We start from the raw sequence: 16683 nt of genomic DNA on the forward strand, positions 1-16683 counted from the left end.
ATTGGTTGCGGGGGCCGGATTTGAACCGACGACCTTCGGGTTATGAGCCCGACGAGCTACCAGGCTGCTCCACCCCGCGTCCGTGGATGCGCACTATACTCGGATAGGTTTGTGATGCAACCCCTTTTTCACATAAATCATGATTTTGTATGCAAATTGAACGACATGGCTCTATTTGGACTATTTTTTGCGCAAAATTTGCCAAAGGGCATGCGATCGCATTTCATTAGCCCTGGCGGTTTGTTATCTTCATCATGCGGAAATGGGCAACTTAAAGACGAGATATAATGAAAGGACGTTGGGCGAAGTATCTGATGGCGGGCGCAATGGTAGCGATTCTTGCGGCCTGTTCTTCCAAACCGACCGATCGCGGTCAACAGTATAAAGACGGGAAGTTATCCCAGCCTTTCTCTTTAGTTAATCAGCCTGATGCTGTCGGCGCACCGATTAATGCCGGTGATTTCTCCGAGCAGGTCTACCAGATCCGCAACGCGTCGCCGCGTCTGTATGGCGCCCAGAGTAGCGTGTATAACGCGGTCCAGGACTGGCTTAAAGCAGGCGGCGATACGCGCAACATGCGCCAGTTTGGTATCGACGCCTGGCAGATGGAAGGGGCCGATAACTACGGCAACGTCCAGTTTACCGGTTACTACACCCCGGTTATCCAGGCACGACACTCGCGTCAGGGCGAGTTCCAGTATCCTATCTACCGTATGCCGCCAAAACGCGGTCGTCTGCCGTCTCGCGCTGAGATCTACGCCGGTGCGCTGAGCGAAAATTACGTTCTGGCCTACAGCAACTCCCTGATGGATAACTTCATCATGGACGTTCAGGGCAGCGGCTACATTGATTTTGGCGACGGGTCGCCGCTCAACTTCTTCAGCTATTCCGGTAAAAACGGCCACGCCTATCGCAGTATCGGTAAAGTGCTGATCGACCGCGGTGAAGTGAAGAAAGAAGATATGTCGATGCAGGCGATCCGCGAGTGGGGCGAGAAACACAGCGAAGCCGAGGTGCGCGAGCTGCTGGAGCAGAACCCGTCGTTCGTCTTCTTCAAACCGCAAAACTTCGCGCCGGTGAAAGGGGCGAGTGCAGTTCCCCTGATTGGCCGCGCGTCGGTAGCATCGGATCGTTCGATTATTCCTGCAGGCACCACGCTGCTGGCTGAAGTCCCTCTGCTGGACAATAACGGCAAGTTCAACGGCCAGTATGAGCTGCGTCTGATGGTGGCGCTGGACGTCGGCGGGGCGATCAAAGGCCAGCACTTCGACATCTATCAGGGTATTGGCCCTGACGCAGGCCATCGCGCGGGCTGGTATAACCACTACGGACGCGTGTGGGTACTGAAGGCGGCGCCGGGTGCCGGAAACGTATTCAGCGGCTGATTGTGGTATTCTGAGCGCAATACGGATTACTGTTCAGGGTGAGGAAAACCTCACCCTTTTTACATCTGAGGTCTTATGTCTGTGGTAATCAGCGACGCCTGGCGCCAGCGTTTTGGCGGAACGGCACGTTTATATGGTGAAAAAGCCCTGCAGCTGTTTGCGGATGCGCACGTCTGCGTCGTGGGCATTGGTGGTGTGGGGTCGTGGGCGGCAGAAGCGCTGGCGAGAACCGGTATTGGCGCAATTACCCTGATTGACATGGATGACGTTTGCGTTACCAACACCAACCGTCAAATCCACGCCCTGTGCGATAACGTCGGCCTGGCGAAGTCTGAGGTCATGGCGGATCGTATTCGCCTGATAAACCCGGAATGTCGGGTCACGGTGATTGATGATTTTGTGACGGCAGATAACGTCGCGGAGTACATGAGCAAAGGCTACAGCTATGTGATTGACGCCATCGACAGCGTGCGGCCAAAAGCGGCGTTGATCGCTTACTGCCGTCGGTACAAGGTGCCGCTGGTCACGACGGGCGGTGCGGGCGGGCAAATCGATCCGACGCAGATCCAGGTGGCCGACCTGGCGAAAACGATCCAGGATCCGCTGGCGGCCAAGCTGCGTGAGCGGCTGAAGAGCGATTTTAACGTGGTGAAGAACAGCAAAGGCAAGCTCGGCGTCGACTGCGTGTTCTCGACCGAAGCGCTGGTCTACCCGCAGGCGGATGGCTCAGTCTGCGCGATGAAAAGCACGGCGGAAGGACCAAAACGAATGGATTGCGCCTCCGGGTTTGGTGCGGCCACCATGGTGACCGCCTCCTTTGGCTTTGTGGCGGTGTCTCACGCCCTCAAGAAAATGCTGGCGAAGGCGGAACGTCAGGCCTGAGCCTGACGTGCGGCATCCAGTACCGCGTCGCCCAGCGCGATCAACCCCTGACCGCGCGAGGCGCTGAGCTGCGCGCGCAGCCCCAGCTCATCAAATAACGCCAGCGGCGAATGTGCCAGCAATTCCGCCGCGCTTTTCCCTTCCACAGCGGTCAGCAATACGGCCAGCAGGCCCCGGACGATGCGGCCTTCGCTGTCGCCGAAGAAGTGCAGCTTCCCGCCGGAGACGCTCACGCCCAGCCAGACGCGGTTTTCACAGCCTGCAATCTCTTTCGCCTGTGTTTTAAGATCGTCTGAAAGGGCCGGGAGCTGTTTACCCAGCAGGATCAGCTGTCGATATTTATCTTCCCACTGCTGGAGCGGGGCGAAGGTCTGTTTTAAGGTCTCTTCTGTGATGACCGTGCCAAACGGATGTCCGGCTAAAGCAGCGCTAGTCATTAATCCACCAGTATTTCAAGGGCGCGGTCAACGGCGGCAACCAGCGCGTCGACATCGCTTTGGGTATTGTACGGCGCAAACGAGGCGCGCAGCGTACCGTTAACGCCAAGCGCCGCCAGCAGCGGCTGGGCGCAGTGCTGTCCGGCACGCAGGGCAATGCCGTACCCGGCCAGCAGCGTCACCATGTCGCTATGGTGAACGCCCGCGAAATCAAAGGCCATCAGGCTTGAATCCTGAACGCGGAACGAGCGGAAGCCCGGGCGCTTTTTGAGTTCTTCCTCTGCCAGCGTCGCCAGCCCCCGGCTCCAGCTTTCAGCCTGAACGATGTCTGTTTCTGCCAGCCACTCCAGCGCCGCGCTTAAGCCAATCACCCCCGCCACGTTCGGCGTACCGGCCTCCAGGCGATAGGGAACATCCTGAGTTTTGAAGCCATCGAACGACACTTCGGTGATCATTTTGCCGCCACCGAGCCACGGCGTCATTTTTGCCAGCAGTTCAGGCTTGCCGTACAACGCCCCAATACCGGTTGGCCCGTAGAGCTTATGACCAGAGAAGGCATAGAAATCGATATCAAGCGCCTGCACATCAGCGGGGAAGTGCACCACGCCCTGAGCGCCGTCGACCATCACCACCATCCCGCTGGCATGGGCTATGCGAATAGCCTGAGCCAGGTCCGGGCAACCACCCGTGACGTTCGACATCTGTCCGAGCGCCAGAATGCGGCTGCGGGGGGTAATCAGCTCTGGGAGACGGGCAACGTCGGGAAGAAGGTCTGCACCCAGTGGAAGCTTCACCACGCGTGCACCCGTTTGCTCTGCCACCATCAGCCATGGCACCAGGTTGGCGTGATGTTCCGCCTCGCTGACGACGATCTCATCGCCCGGCTGAAGCAGCGGGCGCGCGTAGCACTGGGCCACCATATTGATGGCTTCGGTCGTGCCGCGCGTCCAGACGATGTTTTTCCCGCTTTCGGCATTGATCAGGCGTGCGACCTGATCGCGTGCGGCTTCATAGCGCGCGGTTAATCGCTGCGCTTCGGCAAACTGGCTGCGATGCACGTTCCCGGCGCTCAGGCTGTAGAACTGCTGCGTGGCCTCAATCACCGCCTGTGGCTTCAGGGCGGTGGCGGCGCTATCCAGGTAAATACCGGCATCGGCCAGGGCCGGAAACTGTGCGCGGAACTGCGCAGGACTGAAAGCGTTCATGGGATTCCTCATTTCAATTTAGCGATCGTCGCGCAATTTCAGCGGCAGGGCAAGGAGGTTGATATCTATCAGAATTGTCTGCTTATCCTTACGGCCTCAAAAAAGCAGGTTATGCTAAATAGTGTTAGGCGGATGTTTTAGCCTGTTATAAATCGAGGTTTGAATAGCATTAATTGCTAAAGGAGAATAATCATGAATAAGACAGCTGCAATCATTTCTGCCTGTGCGTTTACTTTTGCCCTGAGCGCCTGTTCCGGTAACAACTACGTGATGCACACCAACGATGGTCGTTCTATCGTTTCGGAAGGGAAACCGACTACCGATAATGATACCGGGATGATTTCGTACAAAGATGCTAACGGGAACAAGCAGCAGATCAACCGCACGGACGTGAAAGAGATGAAAGAGATCGAGCATTAACAGATCGCAGGCGAAAAAAAAGCACCGCAAATTGGCGGTGCTACATTAATCACTATGGACAGACAGGGTAAATGTACAGGAAGTGAAAAATTGGTAGCGTTGCTACCGTGGTCTGAATCGCAGACCAATTGCAAACACAACAACACAACATCACAACCGTAAGCCAAAAGCCCTTCAGAACACGCATTCCGAAAAAAGCTCTTCGTTCCGGCTCAGGAAGTGCCGCCACTATAGGTATTTGCTGGTAGTTCCTCAACGGACAAATTATAATGGCTCAGATAAAAAAAACTAATAGGTTAAACGTTGTTTCCTATTTGTTAAATCCCGTTAACATCTAAGCCAGATAACCATGTCAAAGCGATTGCCACCTCTTAATGCATTACGAGTTTTTGATGCAGCAGCACGTCATCTGAGCTTTACCCGCGCAGCAGATGAGCTTTTTGTGACACAGGCCGCAGTAAGTCACCAAATCAAGTCTCTGGAGGATTTTCTGGGCCTTAAGCTGTTTCGTCGACGCAACCGTTCGTTGCTGTTGACCGAAGAGGGGCAGAGCTATTTTCAGGATATTAAAGAGATTTTTTCCCAGCTCACGGAAGCCACGCGTAAGCTGCAGGCTCGCAGTGCAAAAGGTGCTCTGACCGTCAGTTTATTGCCCAGTTTTGCCATTCATTGGCTGGTGCCAAGACTCTCAAGCTTTAACTCAGCTTATCCGGGGATCGACGTTCGAATCCAGGCGGTAGATCGTCAGGAGGACAAGCTGGCCGATGACGTAGATGTCGCCATTTTTTATGGTCGCGGTAACTGGCCGGGCTTGCGCGTTGAAAAATTATACGCAGAATATCTCCTGCCGGTCTGTTCTCCCCTGCTGTTAACAGGTGAGAAGGCGCTGAAGTCACCCGCTGACCTGGCTCAGCATACGCTTTTGCATGATGCCTCTCGCCGCGACTGGCAAACTTATACCCGTCAATTAGGTCTTACACATATTAACGTGCAGCAGGGACCCATTTTTAGCCACAGTGCGATGGTGTTACAGGCTGCCATACACGGGCAGGGCGTGGCGTTGGCGAACAACGTCATGGCGCAGTCCGAAATTGAGGCAGGCCGCCTGGTTTGCCCTTTTAATGATGTACTGGTCAGCAAGAATGCGTTTTATCTGGTTTGTCATGACAGTCAGGCAGAACTGGGTAAAATAGCCGCCTTCCGGCAGTGGATACTGGCGAAAGCGGCAACCGAGCAAGAAAAATTCCGCTTCAGGTATGAGCAATAACGTTTGTGTGCCGGGCACGCATCAACTCAGGACTTAAACATGACCAGCCGATTCATGCTGATTTTTGCCGCGGTGAGTGGCTTTATTTTTGTTGCACTGGGCGCCTTTGGCGCACATGTATTAAGCAAGTCTTTAGGCGCAGTAGAGATGGGCTGGATCCAGACCGGCCTTGAATATCAGGCGTTCCACACGCTGGCTATTTTTGGGCTGGCGGTGGCGATGCAGCGTCGTATCAGTATCTGGTTTTACTGGAGCAGCGTGTTTATGGCGCTGGGTACCGTGTTGTTCAGCGGTAGCCTGTACTGCCTTGCGCTCTCACATTTGCGCCTGTGGGCGTTCGTTACACCTGTCGGCGGCTTCAGCTTCCTGGCGGGTTGGGTATTAATGTTTATCGGAGCTATCCGTCTGAAACGCAAGGGCGTTGTTCATGAATAAGGTTGTTTTATATTGTCGCCCGGGGTTTGAGAAAGAGTGCGCCGCGGAAATTACCGATAAAGCGGCGAAGCGCGAAGTCTTCGGCTTTGCCCGCGTAAAAGAAAACGCGGGCTATGTGGTATTCGAGTGCTATCAGCCTGAAGACGCGGACAAGCTGGCGCGCGAGCTGCCGTTCAGCTCGCTGATCTTTGCTCGCCAGATGTTTGTCGCGGGTGAGCTGCTGAAAGATCTTCCGCCTGAAGACCGCATCACGCCAATTGTCGGCATGCTGCAGGGCGTGGTGGAGAAGGGCGGCGATCTGCGCGTTGAAGTGGCGGATACCAACGAAAGTAAAGAGCTGATGAAGTTCTGCCGTAAGTTCACCGTGCCGCTGCGTGCGGCGCTGCGTGATGCAGGCGTGCTGACGAACTACGAAACGCCGAAGCGTCCGGTGGTGCATATCTTCTTTATCGCACCGGGCTGTTGCTATACAGGCTATTCGTACACCACCAACAACTCTCCCTTCTTTATGGGCATTCCGCGTTTGCGCTTCCCGTCCGATGCGCCAAGCCGTTCCACGCTCAAGCTGGAAGAGGCGTTCCACGTCTTTATCCCGGCGGATGAGTGGGATGAACGTCTGGCAAACGGCATGTACGCCGTCGACCTTGGCGCGTGCCCGGGCGGCTGGACCTATCAGCTGGTGAAACGCAATATGTGGGTATCGTCCGTTGATAACGGTCCAATGGCGCAAAGCCTGATGGACACCGGGCAGGTTACCTGGCTGCGGGAAGACGGTTTCCGCTATCGCCCGAACCGTAACAACATCTCGTGGATGGTGTGCGATATGGTTGAGAAGCCGGCAAAAGTCGCCGCGCTGATGGCCTCCTGGCTGGTGAACGGCTGGTGTCGTGAGACCATTTTCAACCTCAAGCTGCCGATGAAAAAGCGCTATGAGGAAGTATCGCAGAACCTGGCCTACATTCAGGAGCAGATGGACGAGCACGGTATTAACGTGGAGATCCAGGCGCGTCAGCTGTATCACGACCGTGAAGAGGTGACGGTGCATATTCGTCGCTGGTGGGCTGCGGTTGGCGGACGTCGCGACGAGCGATAGTACGTGCTTTGTTTTGCCCGGTGGCGCTACGCTTACCGGGCCTACAGAAAAGCGTTAACGCTCTAATCTCAACTGCTGTAAATTCCCGTCCAGCTGTAAATCCGTCTGTAGCGTTGCGATTTCCCGGCAGATAAACGCCATCTCTTTATGCGCCTCCAGCTTCTTGCGCCACTTTTCTGGCACCTCATCCAGACGGGCGTAAATCCCTTCCAGACTCTGAAAATCCTTCAGCAGCTGCGCGGCGCTCTTCGGCCCAATACCGGCGACACCCGGAACCTTAGAGCTGCTGATGCCTGCCAGCCCCCAGTAATCCGGCAGTTGCTCAGGCGAGACGCCGAACTCGCTGGCAATAAACGGCGCGTCCAGCCAGCGTTTTTGAAAATAGTCGCGAATGCGGATAGTCGGAGAAAGCAGCTGGCAGTAGCCTTTGTCAGTTGAAACGATAGTGGCCTGATGTCCGGCGCTTGCCACCTTTACGGCCAGGGTGGCCGCGAGATCGTCGGCTTCATTTCCCTGTGCACCCCAGCAGGGAACGCCCCGCTGTTCAAATGCAGCGCGCAGCATGGGCAATTCAGCGTGAAGATCGTCCGGCATCGGTGCGCGTCCGGCTTTGTAGTCGGGCAGACGCTGGTGTCGCCAGCCCGTGTTGCGGGCTTCGTCATCAAATACCGCGACCGCGTGGGTGGGCTCACTGTGGCGGATAAGCTGCTCCAGCGCGTGCAGGCAGGTGTCTTTACAAGGCGTCCCCTGTACCGCATGGATACGGCGGATCAGGTTAAGAGCATCGACGATAAGTAAATGAACGGCCACAGATAATCTCCCTTCTATCTCATGCGTGAAGGGTAACACTGTCAGCAGCGTGAAACTATGAATGGTGGGGAAAACAGGAAGAAGCCTCGCAAAACGAGGCTTCCTGAGGGGCTTAATCGCAGGTCACGATCTTCATGGCCAGGCCGCCGCGAGAAGTTTCGCGGTATTTGGCGTTCATATCTTTACCGGTTTCGTACATGGTTTCGATAACCTTATCGAGACAGACGCGCGGCTCGCTGGTGCGGCGCAGCGCCATACGTGCCGCGTTCACCGCCTTCACGGAGGCAATCGCGTTACGTTCGATGCACGGTACCTGTACCTGTCCGGCAACCGGGTCACAGGTCAGCCCAAGGTTATGTTCCATGCCGATTTCCGCAGCAATGCACACCTGTGTAGGGCTTGCACCCAGCAGTTCGGCCAGACCCGCCGCCGCCATGGAGCACGCCACGCCGACTTCACCCTGACAGCCCACTTCCGCACCGGAAATAGACGCGTTCATCTTATACAGCGAACCAATCGCACTGGCGACCAGCAGGTAGCGCGCCAGCGAATTCGCGTTCACTTCACGGATAAACTTGTCGTAGTACGCCAGCACCGCCGGAACGATACCGCAGGCGCCGTTAGTCGGCGCGGTGACCACACGGCCCCCGGCAGCGTTCTCTTCGTTCACCGCCAGCGCGAACATGTTGATCCAGTCTACGACGGCCATCGGGTCTGTCGTCGTTTTGTCGGTGCTCACCAGCATACGGCGCAGCGCAGCAGCACGACGCGGCACGCGAAGCTTGCCCGGCAGAACGCCCTCGGTGGTGATCCCTCGCTCGATACCGCCGCGCATCACTTCCCAGACGTTAGTGAAGTGCTGTTCGAGCTCCTCTTTGCTGTGAAGCGCCAGCTCGTTTTTCATCATCAGACCGGAGAGGGAAAGGCCCGTCTCCTGGCAGTGACGCTGAAGATCCGCCGCCGTTTTGTACGGATACGGCACTTCTACAGAAGAGGTATTGGTTTGACCAAAGTGGTCTTCGTCGACGATAAAGCCGCCGCCGATAGAGTAATACGTCTGGCTGTATACCGCTTTGTCGCCGGCCAGCGCGGTAATGCGCATGCCGTTTTCGTGCAGCGACAGGTTGTCCGCATGGAAATTCATGCAGTGGTCAACCGGGAATTCAACCTCATGCTCACCGTTCGCCAGCAGCAGGCGACCGTGGGTGTTCACATCCTGGATGAAGCCAGGGATCGCATCAATATCAACGGTGTCCGGCAGGTTTCCCGCCAGGCCCATGATAATGGCGATATCGGTATGGTGGCCTTTCCCGGTCAGGGAAAGCGAGCCGTATACATCGACAACCACGCGGGTAATGTCATGCAAGATGCCGCGTGCAATCAAGTCATCCGTGAACTGCTTACCGGCTTTCATTGGTCCGACGGTGTGAGAGCTGGAAGGACCAATACCGATTTTGAAGATATCGAATACGCTAATCATGATGCGTCCATTGCTTTCAGTCAGAGAGGGAGGAGTGCGCCGTCCGAAGACGGCGCGGGTGATAATCAGAACATGGTGTACAGGGAGTAGAAGATCGCAGAGATTGCGATAAGACCCATGATAACCACAAACACGTTGCTCACATGACCGCTGTACTTGCGCATAGCAGGGACTTTCTGAATCGCGTACATCGGCATCAGGAACAGAATCATCGCGATGACCGGGCCGCCCAGGGTTTCAATCATACCCAGGATGCTTGGGTTCAGGGTCGCTACCGCCCAGGTGGTGAGCAGCATGAACAGCGCAGTGATTTTGTTCAGCTTGTTGATTTCAATGCTCTTGCCTTTACCGCGCAGAGATTTAATCACCATACCGTTGAAGCCTTCACGCGCGCCGAGGTAGTGGCCCAGGAAGGATTTGGTGATGGCGATAATCGCGATGATTGGTGCCATCCACGCAATGACCGGTGCGTTAAAGTGGTTCGCCAGGTAAGACAGAATAGAGATGTTCTGCTCTTTCGCTGCCGCCAGATCCACCGGAGAAAGGCTCAGTACGCAGCTGAAGACGAAGAACATTACGGTCAGTACCATCATGATGTGAGCGCGCGCCAGGATGCTGGAGCACTTCTTCTCTGCGCCATTACCGTACTCTTCACGTTTCGCCACGGCGAAAGAAGAGATGATTGGAGAGTGGTTGAAGGAGAACACCATCACCGGAATTGCCAGCCAGAGGGTCATCAGCAGGCCGTTACCGGTTGCCGATGCGCTGCTCAGGGACAGGGTTTCCAGCGCTGCACCGTTCCACTGTGGGATCAGGTAGCAAGCCAGTACCATCAGAGCAATAACGAACGGGAAGACCAGTACGCTCATTGCTTTCACAATCATCTGCTCACCGAAGCGAACGATGGTCATCATGCCCACGATCAGGATCAGCGACAGAATCGCACGCGGCGGCGGCGTCATGTGCAGCTGGTGCATCATGAAGCTTTCAACGGTGTTGGTGATTGCCACGCTGTAGACCAGCAGAATAGGGTAAATAGCGAAGAAGTAGAGCAGGGTAATCAGTTTACCTGCGCCAACGCCGAAATGCTCTTCAACAACTTCAGTGATGTCTTCGCCCGGGTTTTTACCGGACAGCACGAAGCGGGTCAGACCGCGGTGTGCGAAGAAGGTCATCGGGAAAGCAATGATAGCCATGATGATCAGCGGGATCAGACCGCCGACGCCTGCGTTGATAGGAAGGAACAGTACACCAGCGCCGATTGCTGTGCCGTAAAGGCCAAGCATCCACATGGTATCCGTTTTGCGCCAACCACTTCGGGATTCAATCGAAGCAACGGTGCTGGTTTGAGTGGTTTCCATCTGTATCTCCTGGAGGAAGCAAATTGTCAGGTTTTTAGTCAAATCCGATGAAAAAGTGCCTGACGGTAATATGAAATTCGTTCAGTGACGGTTTTTTAATAATTTTCGCCCGTAACTATTGGCGGGCGGAAAGATACATTCTAGTTATGAATCTATCAGTGATCCTGATCCCAAATGCAATAATCCACTTATGATGTGGGCATCTTTAGACCATTTATCTGTTAAAAAAACGTCAAAGAGAATTTACGGGCGCGAAGGCTACCACCAACGACATGTGAGCTGAAAGACTGGCCCGTGATATAGGTGTCTTTAGCTGTAAAGAAATGGGTTTTTAGTATTTTCTGGCAGGTAATTTGGATTAAGGCTGATAATTTACGGTTGAAAAAACAAGGTAATCGTTTGCGTTTGCGCATAGTTTGTAAAAGACATAAGTGATGCGTATGAATTACCTCGGTAATAAAAAAGCCGGGACGCGCAACAGAGCGACCCGGCTTTGATCAGATGCTGTTGAGCGTTATGTGCAGATTTCGTAGCAAGGAATATAGGCTGAGCCCGGCAGCTTCATGCGGTGCTGAGCGACAAAGCCCTGCAGCATGTCGTCCATGCGGCGCATCATCTCCGGGTCGCCGTGGATCTTGTACGGACCGTACTGTTCAATGGCGCGGATGCCCATCTCTTTCACGTTGCCCGCCACAATCCCGGAGAAGGCACGACGCAGATCGGCAGCCAGGACTTCCACCGGCTGGTCCGGATAGAGTTTCAGGTTCGCCATATTTTCGTGCGTTGGCTCGAACGGGATCTGCAGGTCCGGCGCAATACGGATTGACCAGTTAAAGCTGTACGCATCGCCGGTATCGCGACGGTTTTCTTTTACCAGCGGCATCGCTTTTTTCATCTGGCGCGCCACTTCTGCGGCATCGTCAATGATGATGCGATAGTGACGACGCGCGGATTCGCCCAGCGTGTGCACGATAAACTCGTCCAGCACGCGGAAGTAGTCGGCGCTCTCTTTTGGACCGGTCAGGATCAGCGGCAGAACCTGATCTTTGTTGGCCGGGTTCATCAGAATACCCAGCAGATAGAGCAGCTCTTCCGCTGTCCCCACGCCGCCCGGGAAGATGATAATGCCGTGGGCGATACGGACAAACGCTTCAAGACGTTTCTCGATATCCGGCATGATAATCAGCTCGTTAACCAGCGGGTTAGGCGGCTCAGCGGCAATGATCGACGGCTCGGTCATGCCGATAAACCGTCCCTCTTTGTAACGCTGTTGCGCGTGTCCCACTGCGGCACCTTTCATTGGCGCTTCCATCGCACCCGGACCGCAGCCGGTACAGATATTCAGCTCGCGCAGGCCAAGCTGTGTGCCCACCCGACGCGCATAAAGGTATTCGGTTTCGTTAATGGAGTGACCGCCCCAGCAGACGACCATGTTCGGCGCTTCGCCAACGTGCAGGGCACGGGCGTTACGCAAAATGGAGAACACCAGGTTGGTGATATGGACCGAGCTTTCCAGGTCGAGATGCTGGAAACGGCCTGCGTTGTGGATCTGCCCGTTAACAAACAGGATGTCACGCAGCACGGCAAACAGGTTAGCCTGAAGTGAACGAATGATACGGCCGTCGACAAAAGCCTCTTCCGGCGGGTTGATGACTTCAAGCTTCACGCCACGCTCGCGGCGCAGCACGTTGATATCAAAGCTTTCGAAGCGGGACAGCAGTTCTTTACTGTTATCTGTCAGGCTTCCGGAGTTCAGTACGGCAAGTGAACAGTTACGAAACAGTTGATAAAGATCGCTGCTGGCCGTGCGCTTAAGCATGTCCACTTCCAGCTGCGACAACATATCCATTGAGCCAAGCGGGCTAATATGTGTAATCAAGTGAGCTCCTTACGGGACGATTATCGTCTTTCCCTGTTGATTACAATAGCCCTGGCGCGTGACGTTTCACAACCTAAAGCGCGGAAGATACCGCGCATATTGTGAAAATATTTATATTACTGACGCACCAGCCGTCCCGTTGCTGGCACAAAAGCGGTGTTGGTGCGCCACGGGTTGATGTCCAGACCGCCACGGCGGGTGTAGCGCGCGTAAACGCTCAGTTTTTCTGGCTGGCAGAAACGCTGAATATCGCTAAAGATACGCTCCACGCACTGCTCGTGAAATTCGTTGTGATGGCGGAACGACACCAGGTAGCGCAGCAACTTTTCCCGGTCAATTTTCGGGCCGCGGTACTGGATCTGCACCGAACCCCAGTCCGGCTGGTGGGTGATCAGGCAGTTGGATTTCAGCAGGTGGCTGACCAGCGTCTCTTCGACCACCTTTCCGCTCGCCGCGTTTTCAAGGTAATCGGCGCTGAATTCATAATTCTCCACCTCGATATCCTGATCGTCGATGCAGGTCCCGTTGAAGTGGGCGACCGGCTGCCCTTCCAGCTCGTGCAGGCGATACAGTGAAACGCTCACCTTTCCCTGCGCGCAGGCGCTTAAATCACGTTCCAGGGTGTGCTGAACGTCGTCCCAGCTGCTGAATTTTGTCTGGTTAAAACTGTTGAGATAGAGCTTAAAGCTTTTGGATTCCACGAGATTAACGCTGGCGTAATCCAGCTCAACGTGGCCCACCGCCACCTGCGGCAGACCGCGCGCGTTAAGCCACGAGAGTTCGTACAGCGTCCAGATGTCACCGCCGACAAACGGCAATGCGTCTGCATGCAGGCCCAGAGGATCGCGGTTCAGGCTGCGCGGCACGCCCTGCAGCAGGCTTGCATCGTAGGTATCGCGGTAATCGGTCGATTTACCCAGCGTTAAGCCGGTTAACGCCTGATGATTTTCGTAAGACATGTTTCATAGCCACTTTACAGGTACACTTATGGCCTGAGTTTATCCTGTCTGACAAGAAGAGAGAAATCGGTGGACATCGAAACTGCAAATGCCCTCACTAGCTTCACGACCCGCTATTGCGACGCATGGCATGAAAAGGACCAGACATGGCCGCAAAGTGCTGATTTGTATGGCGTACCTTCGCCGTGCATTATCTCTTCAGTCGACGATTACGTTATCTGGCAACCAAAACCTTTCGACGGCGAGCAAAATGTAAATGCGGTTGAGCGGGCAATGGACATTGTGGTACAACCAGCAGTTCATGCGTTTTATACCACGCAGTTCGCAGGGGATATGCCTGCGCGCTTTGCTGATATCACGCTGACGCTGTTGCAGACCTGGAGCGAAGACGATCTGCAGCGTGTTCAGGAAAACCTGATTGGTCACCTGGTCACGCAAAAACGCCTGAAGCTATCTCCGACGCTCTTTATTGCCACGCTGGACAGCGAACTGGACGTTATCTCCGTCTGTAACCTGTCAGGTGAAGTGGTTAAAGAGACTATCGGCACCCGCAATCGCGAGACTCTCGCCCCCTCTCTTGCGGATTTCCTTACCCGACTTGAGCCACTTCTGTAATCCATGATGCTATAGCGCGTGTGAGAGATCTCTTACAACGTTTGTGAGAGATCGCTGAAGATTCAGTATTACCTCATTTAATTCAGATTAATATCGCTCTGTTTTTCAATGAATTACCTGTTCATCGTATTGTTTTTAGGGATTTCTTACGGCTTACAACCCAGAAAGGGTGGGTTGTAAGACGAAGCGGAATAGCGGATTCTATTTCTGTCGACAGGACGCCGACACGAGAAACGAACATCAGGATGATGGCGTTTCTCACACAGGACTCGTCAGGATGGCGCTTCAGGAAGGCTTCAGGATGAAGCGAAGTGGATAACGCAGGATGCGTAAGGGACACCTCCAGGAAGGAGAACGAGAGCCGGTCAGGATGGTCGGTGGGTCAGGAAGGCCAGGACGTTTCAGGATGAGACAAACACGTCAGGAAGATGTGTGCAGGATGCATCGGCTTACGGATGACCAGGCCTTCGGGCGTCAGGAAAAGTTGTCACGGATGAGCAGGGAGCACGAATTGTAGCTGGAATGCTGCGAAACGAACCGGGAGCACTGTTTTTACAGTGCTCCCTTTTTTTATTTCTGCCTTCCGCAATGCTATGCTGCGCGCCGTTCACTTTTTCAGTTGAGGTTACTATGACGCAACACGATAGCGTTCGTGCTCAGTTGCACGCCATCGAAGCCCTTTTGCGCCAACATCAGCTGTGGCAGGAGACCGCGCCGCAGCCAGAAGCGTTCGCGAGCACTCAGCCCTTCTGCCTGGATACGCTGGCCCCGTTTGAATGGCTGCAGTGGGTGTTAATTCCGCGCATGCACGCCCTGCTTGAGGGCGGTCACCCGCTTCCGCAGGCGTTTGCTGTCTCTCCCTATTATGAAATGGCGCTCGAGACGACCCACCCTGCGCGCGACGTGATGCTGGTCGAACTGGAAAAACTGGATGCCCTGTTTGCCGGTGAAGATGCATGACGCTTGAGATCCTCTATCAGGACGAGTGGCTGGTGGCGGTGAATAAACCGTCAGGCTGGCTGGTACACCGTAGCTGGCTCGATCGCGATGAGAAAGTGGTGGTGATGCAGACCGTTCGCGACCAGATTGGTCAGCATGTTTTTACCGCCCATCGTCTCGACAGGCCGACCTCCGGCGTGCTGCTGATGGGGCTTTCCAGCGAGGCGGGGCGTCTGCTGTCACAGCAGTTTGAACAGCATCAGATGCAAAAGCGCTACCACGCGATCGTGCGCGGCTGGCTGACGGAAGCCGCCACGCTGGACTATCCGCTGGTGGAGGAACTGGACAAAATCGCCGATAAATTTGCCCGCGATGACAAAGGTTCGCAGCCCGCAGTAACGGATTATCGCGGCATGGCGACGACCGAAATGCCGGTTGCAACCAGCAAATTCCCGACCACACGCTACAGCCTGGTTGAGCTTTTGCCTAAAACCGGGCGTAAGCACCAGCTGCGACGCCATCTTGCGCACCTGCGCCACCCGATTATTGGTGACAGCAAACACGGTGATTTGCGCCAGAACCGCAGTGCGGCCGAACACTTTGGCTGCCATCGTCTGATGCTGCACGCCAGCGAGCTGAGCCTGACGCACCCGTTTACCGGCGAACCGCTGACCATCCGTGCGGGGCTGGACGACGTCTGGATGCAGGCGCTGTCACAGTTTGGCTGGCTGGGACAACTCCCCGAAAATGAAAGGGTTGAGTTTGTATCGGGCAACGTTCAGGATGAACGGTAAACGCATTCATTATGGGAAAATATCATGGCTGAAGTAGGCATTTTTGTCGGCACAATGTACGGCAACTCGCTGCTGGTAGCGGAAGAGGCTGAGGCAATACTCGCCAGCCAGGGCCATAAAGCCACGGTCTATGAAGATCCGGAACTGGCAGACTGGGAAAAGTATAAAGATAAATACATTCTGGTGGTGACCTCCACCACCGGGCAGGGCGATCTGCCGGACAGCATCGTGCCGCTGTTTCAGGGCATTAAAGACCAGCTTGGCTATCAGCCGGACGTACACTACGGCATCATTGCCCTGGGCGACAGCTCTTACGCCAACTTCTGCGGCGGCGGCAAGCAGTTCGATGCGCTCCTTCAGGAGCAGAGCGCCCAGCGCGTCGGCGAGATGCTGCTGATTGATGCCGGTGAGCATCCTGAACCCGAAAGCGAATCGAACCCGTGGGTGGAGAACTGGGCCTCCCTTCTCAAATAACACTCTGCCCGGCGGCGCTTCGCTTGCGCGGGCCTGCGGGTTTTTCAGGCCGGGTAAGGCATAGCCGCCACCCGGCGATACACCCCGCTCCAAACGCCAAATCCGTGAACCACCTTCCATTCCCCTGGGCTTATGCCATAAACAACCTCTCATGCACCCTTCAATACTGTGTTTTTGCACGGTGAGAGAACGTACCACTCCTTCATATACTTTCCCGGTCACTATAAAACGGCGTCAGGCCGTACCAA

Annotated in this window: 17 protein-coding genes and 1 tRNA gene; 10 read left to right on the forward strand and 8 right to left on the reverse strand. The window is 55.1% G+C overall.

What is annotated here, in order from left to right; genetic code table 11:
- Window positions 1–2 precede the first annotated feature (2 nt).
- Window positions 3–79 (reverse strand) — tRNA-Met (locus QMN93_RS11355).
- A 208-nt stretch (window positions 80–287) separates the two neighbouring features.
- On the opposite strand from QMN93_RS11355, the gene mltA reads away from it, so the two are divergent.
- Complete coding sequence (mltA, locus tag QMN93_RS11360) at window positions 288–1385, forward strand: murein transglycosylase A (protein WP_033146436.1); 1098 nt, start codon at window positions 288–290, stop codon at window positions 1383–1385.
- Between the two features lie 75 nt (window positions 1386–1460).
- A complete protein-coding gene (tcdA, locus tag QMN93_RS11365) occupies window positions 1461–2267 on the forward strand; it encodes a tRNA cyclic N6-threonylcarbamoyladenosine(37) synthase TcdA (RefSeq protein ID WP_193139908.1) in 807 nt (268 codons plus the stop codon).
- Here tcdA and csdE read toward each other — a convergent pair.
- Both csdE and csdA read right to left on the reverse strand, forming a co-directional pair.
- Window positions 2258–2704, reverse strand: a complete 447-nt coding sequence (csdE, locus tag QMN93_RS11370) for a cysteine desulfurase sulfur acceptor subunit CsdE (RefSeq protein ID WP_193139907.1) — start codon at window positions 2702–2704, stop codon at window positions 2258–2260. The two genes, tcdA and csdE, sit on opposite strands and share 10 nt — an antisense overlap.
- A complete protein-coding gene (gene csdA / locus QMN93_RS11375) occupies window positions 2704–3909 on the reverse strand; it encodes a cysteine desulfurase CsdA (RefSeq protein WP_167819061.1) in 1206 nt (401 codons plus the stop codon). The genes csdE and csdA overlap by 1 nt, the downstream gene beginning before the upstream one ends.
- Before the next feature lie 192 nt (window positions 3910–4101).
- Between csdA and QMN93_RS11380 the strand changes: the two genes are divergently transcribed.
- The 4 genes from QMN93_RS11380 to rlmM all read left to right on the forward strand — a co-directional run bounded on the left by QMN93_RS11380 (window position 4102) and on the right by rlmM (window position 7124).
- Window positions 4102–4329 carry a YgdI/YgdR family lipoprotein gene (locus QMN93_RS11380; RefSeq protein ID WP_008499648.1) on the forward strand — a complete coding sequence of 76 codons (228 nt, stop codon included), beginning with the start codon at window positions 4102–4104 and terminating at the stop codon, window positions 4327–4329.
- A gap of 349 nt (window positions 4330–4678) precedes the next feature.
- A complete protein-coding gene (gene gcvA, locus QMN93_RS11385) occupies window positions 4679–5596 on the forward strand; it encodes a glycine cleavage system transcriptional regulator GcvA (RefSeq protein ID WP_023309032.1) in 918 nt (305 codons plus the stop codon).
- A 39-nt stretch (window positions 5597–5635) separates the two neighbouring features.
- Window positions 5636–6031, forward strand: a complete 396-nt coding sequence (locus tag QMN93_RS11390) for a DUF423 domain-containing protein (RefSeq protein ID WP_023309031.1) — start codon at window positions 5636–5638, stop codon at window positions 6029–6031.
- Complete coding sequence (gene rlmM, locus QMN93_RS11395; RefSeq protein ID WP_023309030.1) at window positions 6024–7124, forward strand: 23S rRNA (cytidine(2498)-2'-O)-methyltransferase RlmM; 1101 nt, start codon at window positions 6024–6026, stop codon at window positions 7122–7124. Before QMN93_RS11390 ends, rlmM begins: the two co-directional genes overlap by 8 nt.
- A 54-nt stretch (window positions 7125–7178) precedes the next feature.
- Here rlmM and xni read toward each other — a convergent pair whose 3' ends face one another.
- The 5 genes from xni to queF form a co-directional block, all read right to left on the reverse strand.
- A complete protein-coding gene (xni, locus tag QMN93_RS11400) occupies window positions 7179–7934 on the reverse strand; it encodes a flap endonuclease Xni (protein ID WP_048979245.1) in 756 nt (251 codons plus the stop codon).
- Between the two features lie 112 nt (window positions 7935–8046).
- Window positions 8047–9414, reverse strand: coding sequence for an L-serine ammonia-lyase (locus tag QMN93_RS11405; RefSeq protein WP_033146431.1), 1368 nt, complete (start codon window positions 9412–9414; stop codon window positions 8047–8049).
- A 65-nt stretch (window positions 9415–9479) separates the two neighbouring features.
- Window positions 9480–10775: an HAAAP family serine/threonine permease gene (locus QMN93_RS11410; protein ID WP_029741560.1), complete on the reverse strand. Its 1296-nt coding sequence runs from the start codon at window positions 10773–10775 to the stop codon at window positions 9480–9482.
- A 514-nt stretch (window positions 10776–11289) separates the two neighbouring features.
- The gene (gene ppnN, locus QMN93_RS11415) at window positions 11290–12654 is read right to left on the reverse strand and encodes a nucleotide 5'-monophosphate nucleosidase PpnN (protein ID WP_047060004.1); all 1365 of its coding nucleotides are present in this window, start codon (window positions 12652–12654) and stop codon (window positions 11290–11292) included.
- Window positions 12655–12770: 116 nt separating this feature from the next.
- On the reverse strand, window positions 12771–13613 hold the full coding sequence (queF, locus tag QMN93_RS11420) for an NADPH-dependent 7-cyano-7-deazaguanine reductase QueF (RefSeq protein WP_087823260.1): 843 nt from the start codon (window positions 13611–13613) through the stop codon (window positions 12771–12773).
- A gap of 69 nt (window positions 13614–13682) precedes the next feature.
- On the opposite strand from queF, the gene syd reads away from it, so the two are divergent.
- The 4 genes from syd to QMN93_RS11440 all read left to right on the forward strand — a co-directional run bounded on the left by syd (window position 13683) and on the right by QMN93_RS11440 (window position 16435).
- Window positions 13683–14228 carry a SecY-interacting protein gene (gene syd / locus QMN93_RS11425; RefSeq protein ID WP_045888075.1) on the forward strand — a complete coding sequence of 182 codons (546 nt, stop codon included), beginning with the start codon at window positions 13683–13685 and terminating at the stop codon, window positions 14226–14228.
- Window positions 14229–14858: 630 nt separating this feature from the next.
- Window positions 14859–15188 carry a YqcC family protein gene (locus tag QMN93_RS11430; protein WP_033146428.1) on the forward strand — a complete coding sequence of 110 codons (330 nt, stop codon included), beginning with the start codon at window positions 14859–14861 and terminating at the stop codon, window positions 15186–15188.
- Window positions 15185–15961: a tRNA pseudouridine(65) synthase TruC gene (gene truC, locus QMN93_RS11435; RefSeq protein WP_033146427.1), complete on the forward strand. Its 777-nt coding sequence runs from the start codon at window positions 15185–15187 to the stop codon at window positions 15959–15961. The genes QMN93_RS11430 and truC overlap by 4 nt, the downstream gene beginning before the upstream one ends.
- Before the next feature lie 24 nt (window positions 15962–15985).
- Window positions 15986–16435 (forward strand): flavodoxin, encoded by a 450-nt coding sequence (locus QMN93_RS11440; RefSeq protein ID WP_023294459.1) that lies wholly within the window; start codon window positions 15986–15988, stop codon window positions 16433–16435.
- The last annotated feature ends 248 nt before the right edge of the window (window positions 16436–16683 follow it).

The sequence above is a fragment of the Enterobacter sp. R-1.6.2 genome (assembly GCF_035064085.1).
GTDB classification, from domain to species: domain Bacteria; phylum Pseudomonadota; class Gammaproteobacteria; order Enterobacterales; family Enterobacteriaceae; genus Enterobacter; species Enterobacter asburiae_B.

Bases quoted from the DNA above. Each gene is read 5' to 3' on its own strand.
- rlmM (WP_023309030.1), top strand. From the start codon at position 6,024: ATGAATAAGGTTGTTTTATATTGTCGCCCGGGGTTTGAGAAAGAGTGC.
- QMN93_RS11440 (WP_023294459.1), top strand. From the start codon at position 15,986: ATGGCTGAAGTAGGCATTTTTGTCGGCACAATGTACGGCAACTCGCTG.
- gcvA (WP_023309032.1), top strand. From the start codon at position 4,679: ATGTCAAAGCGATTGCCACCTCTTAATGCATTACGAGTTTTTGATGCA.
- QMN93_RS11390 (WP_023309031.1), top strand. From the start codon at position 5,636: ATGACCAGCCGATTCATGCTGATTTTTGCCGCGGTGAGTGGCTTTATT.
- tcdA (WP_193139908.1), top strand. From the start codon at position 1,461: ATGTCTGTGGTAATCAGCGACGCCTGGCGCCAGCGTTTTGGCGGAACG.
- QMN93_RS11430 (WP_033146428.1), top strand. From the start codon at position 14,859: ATGACGCAACACGATAGCGTTCGTGCTCAGTTGCACGCCATCGAAGCC.
- QMN93_RS11410 (WP_029741560.1), bottom strand. From the start codon at position 10,775: ATGGAAACCACTCAAACCAGCACCGTTGCTTCGATTGAATCCCGAAGT.
- csdE (WP_193139907.1), bottom strand. From the start codon at position 2,704: ATGACTAGCGCTGCTTTAGCCGGACATCCGTTTGGCACGGTCATCACA.
- truC (WP_033146427.1), top strand. From the start codon at position 15,185: ATGACGCTTGAGATCCTCTATCAGGACGAGTGGCTGGTGGCGGTGAAT.
- QMN93_RS11405 (WP_033146431.1), bottom strand. From the start codon at position 9,414: ATGATTAGCGTATTCGATATCTTCAAAATCGGTATTGGTCCTTCCAGC.
- queF (WP_087823260.1), bottom strand. From the start codon at position 13,613: ATGTCTTACGAAAATCATCAGGCGTTAACCGGCTTAACGCTGGGTAAA.
- mltA (WP_033146436.1), top strand. From the start codon at position 288: ATGAAAGGACGTTGGGCGAAGTATCTGATGGCGGGCGCAATGGTAGCG.
- csdA (WP_167819061.1), bottom strand. From the start codon at position 3,909: ATGAACGCTTTCAGTCCTGCGCAGTTCCGCGCACAGTTTCCGGCCCTG.
- QMN93_RS11380 (WP_008499648.1), top strand. From the start codon at position 4,102: ATGAATAAGACAGCTGCAATCATTTCTGCCTGTGCGTTTACTTTTGCC.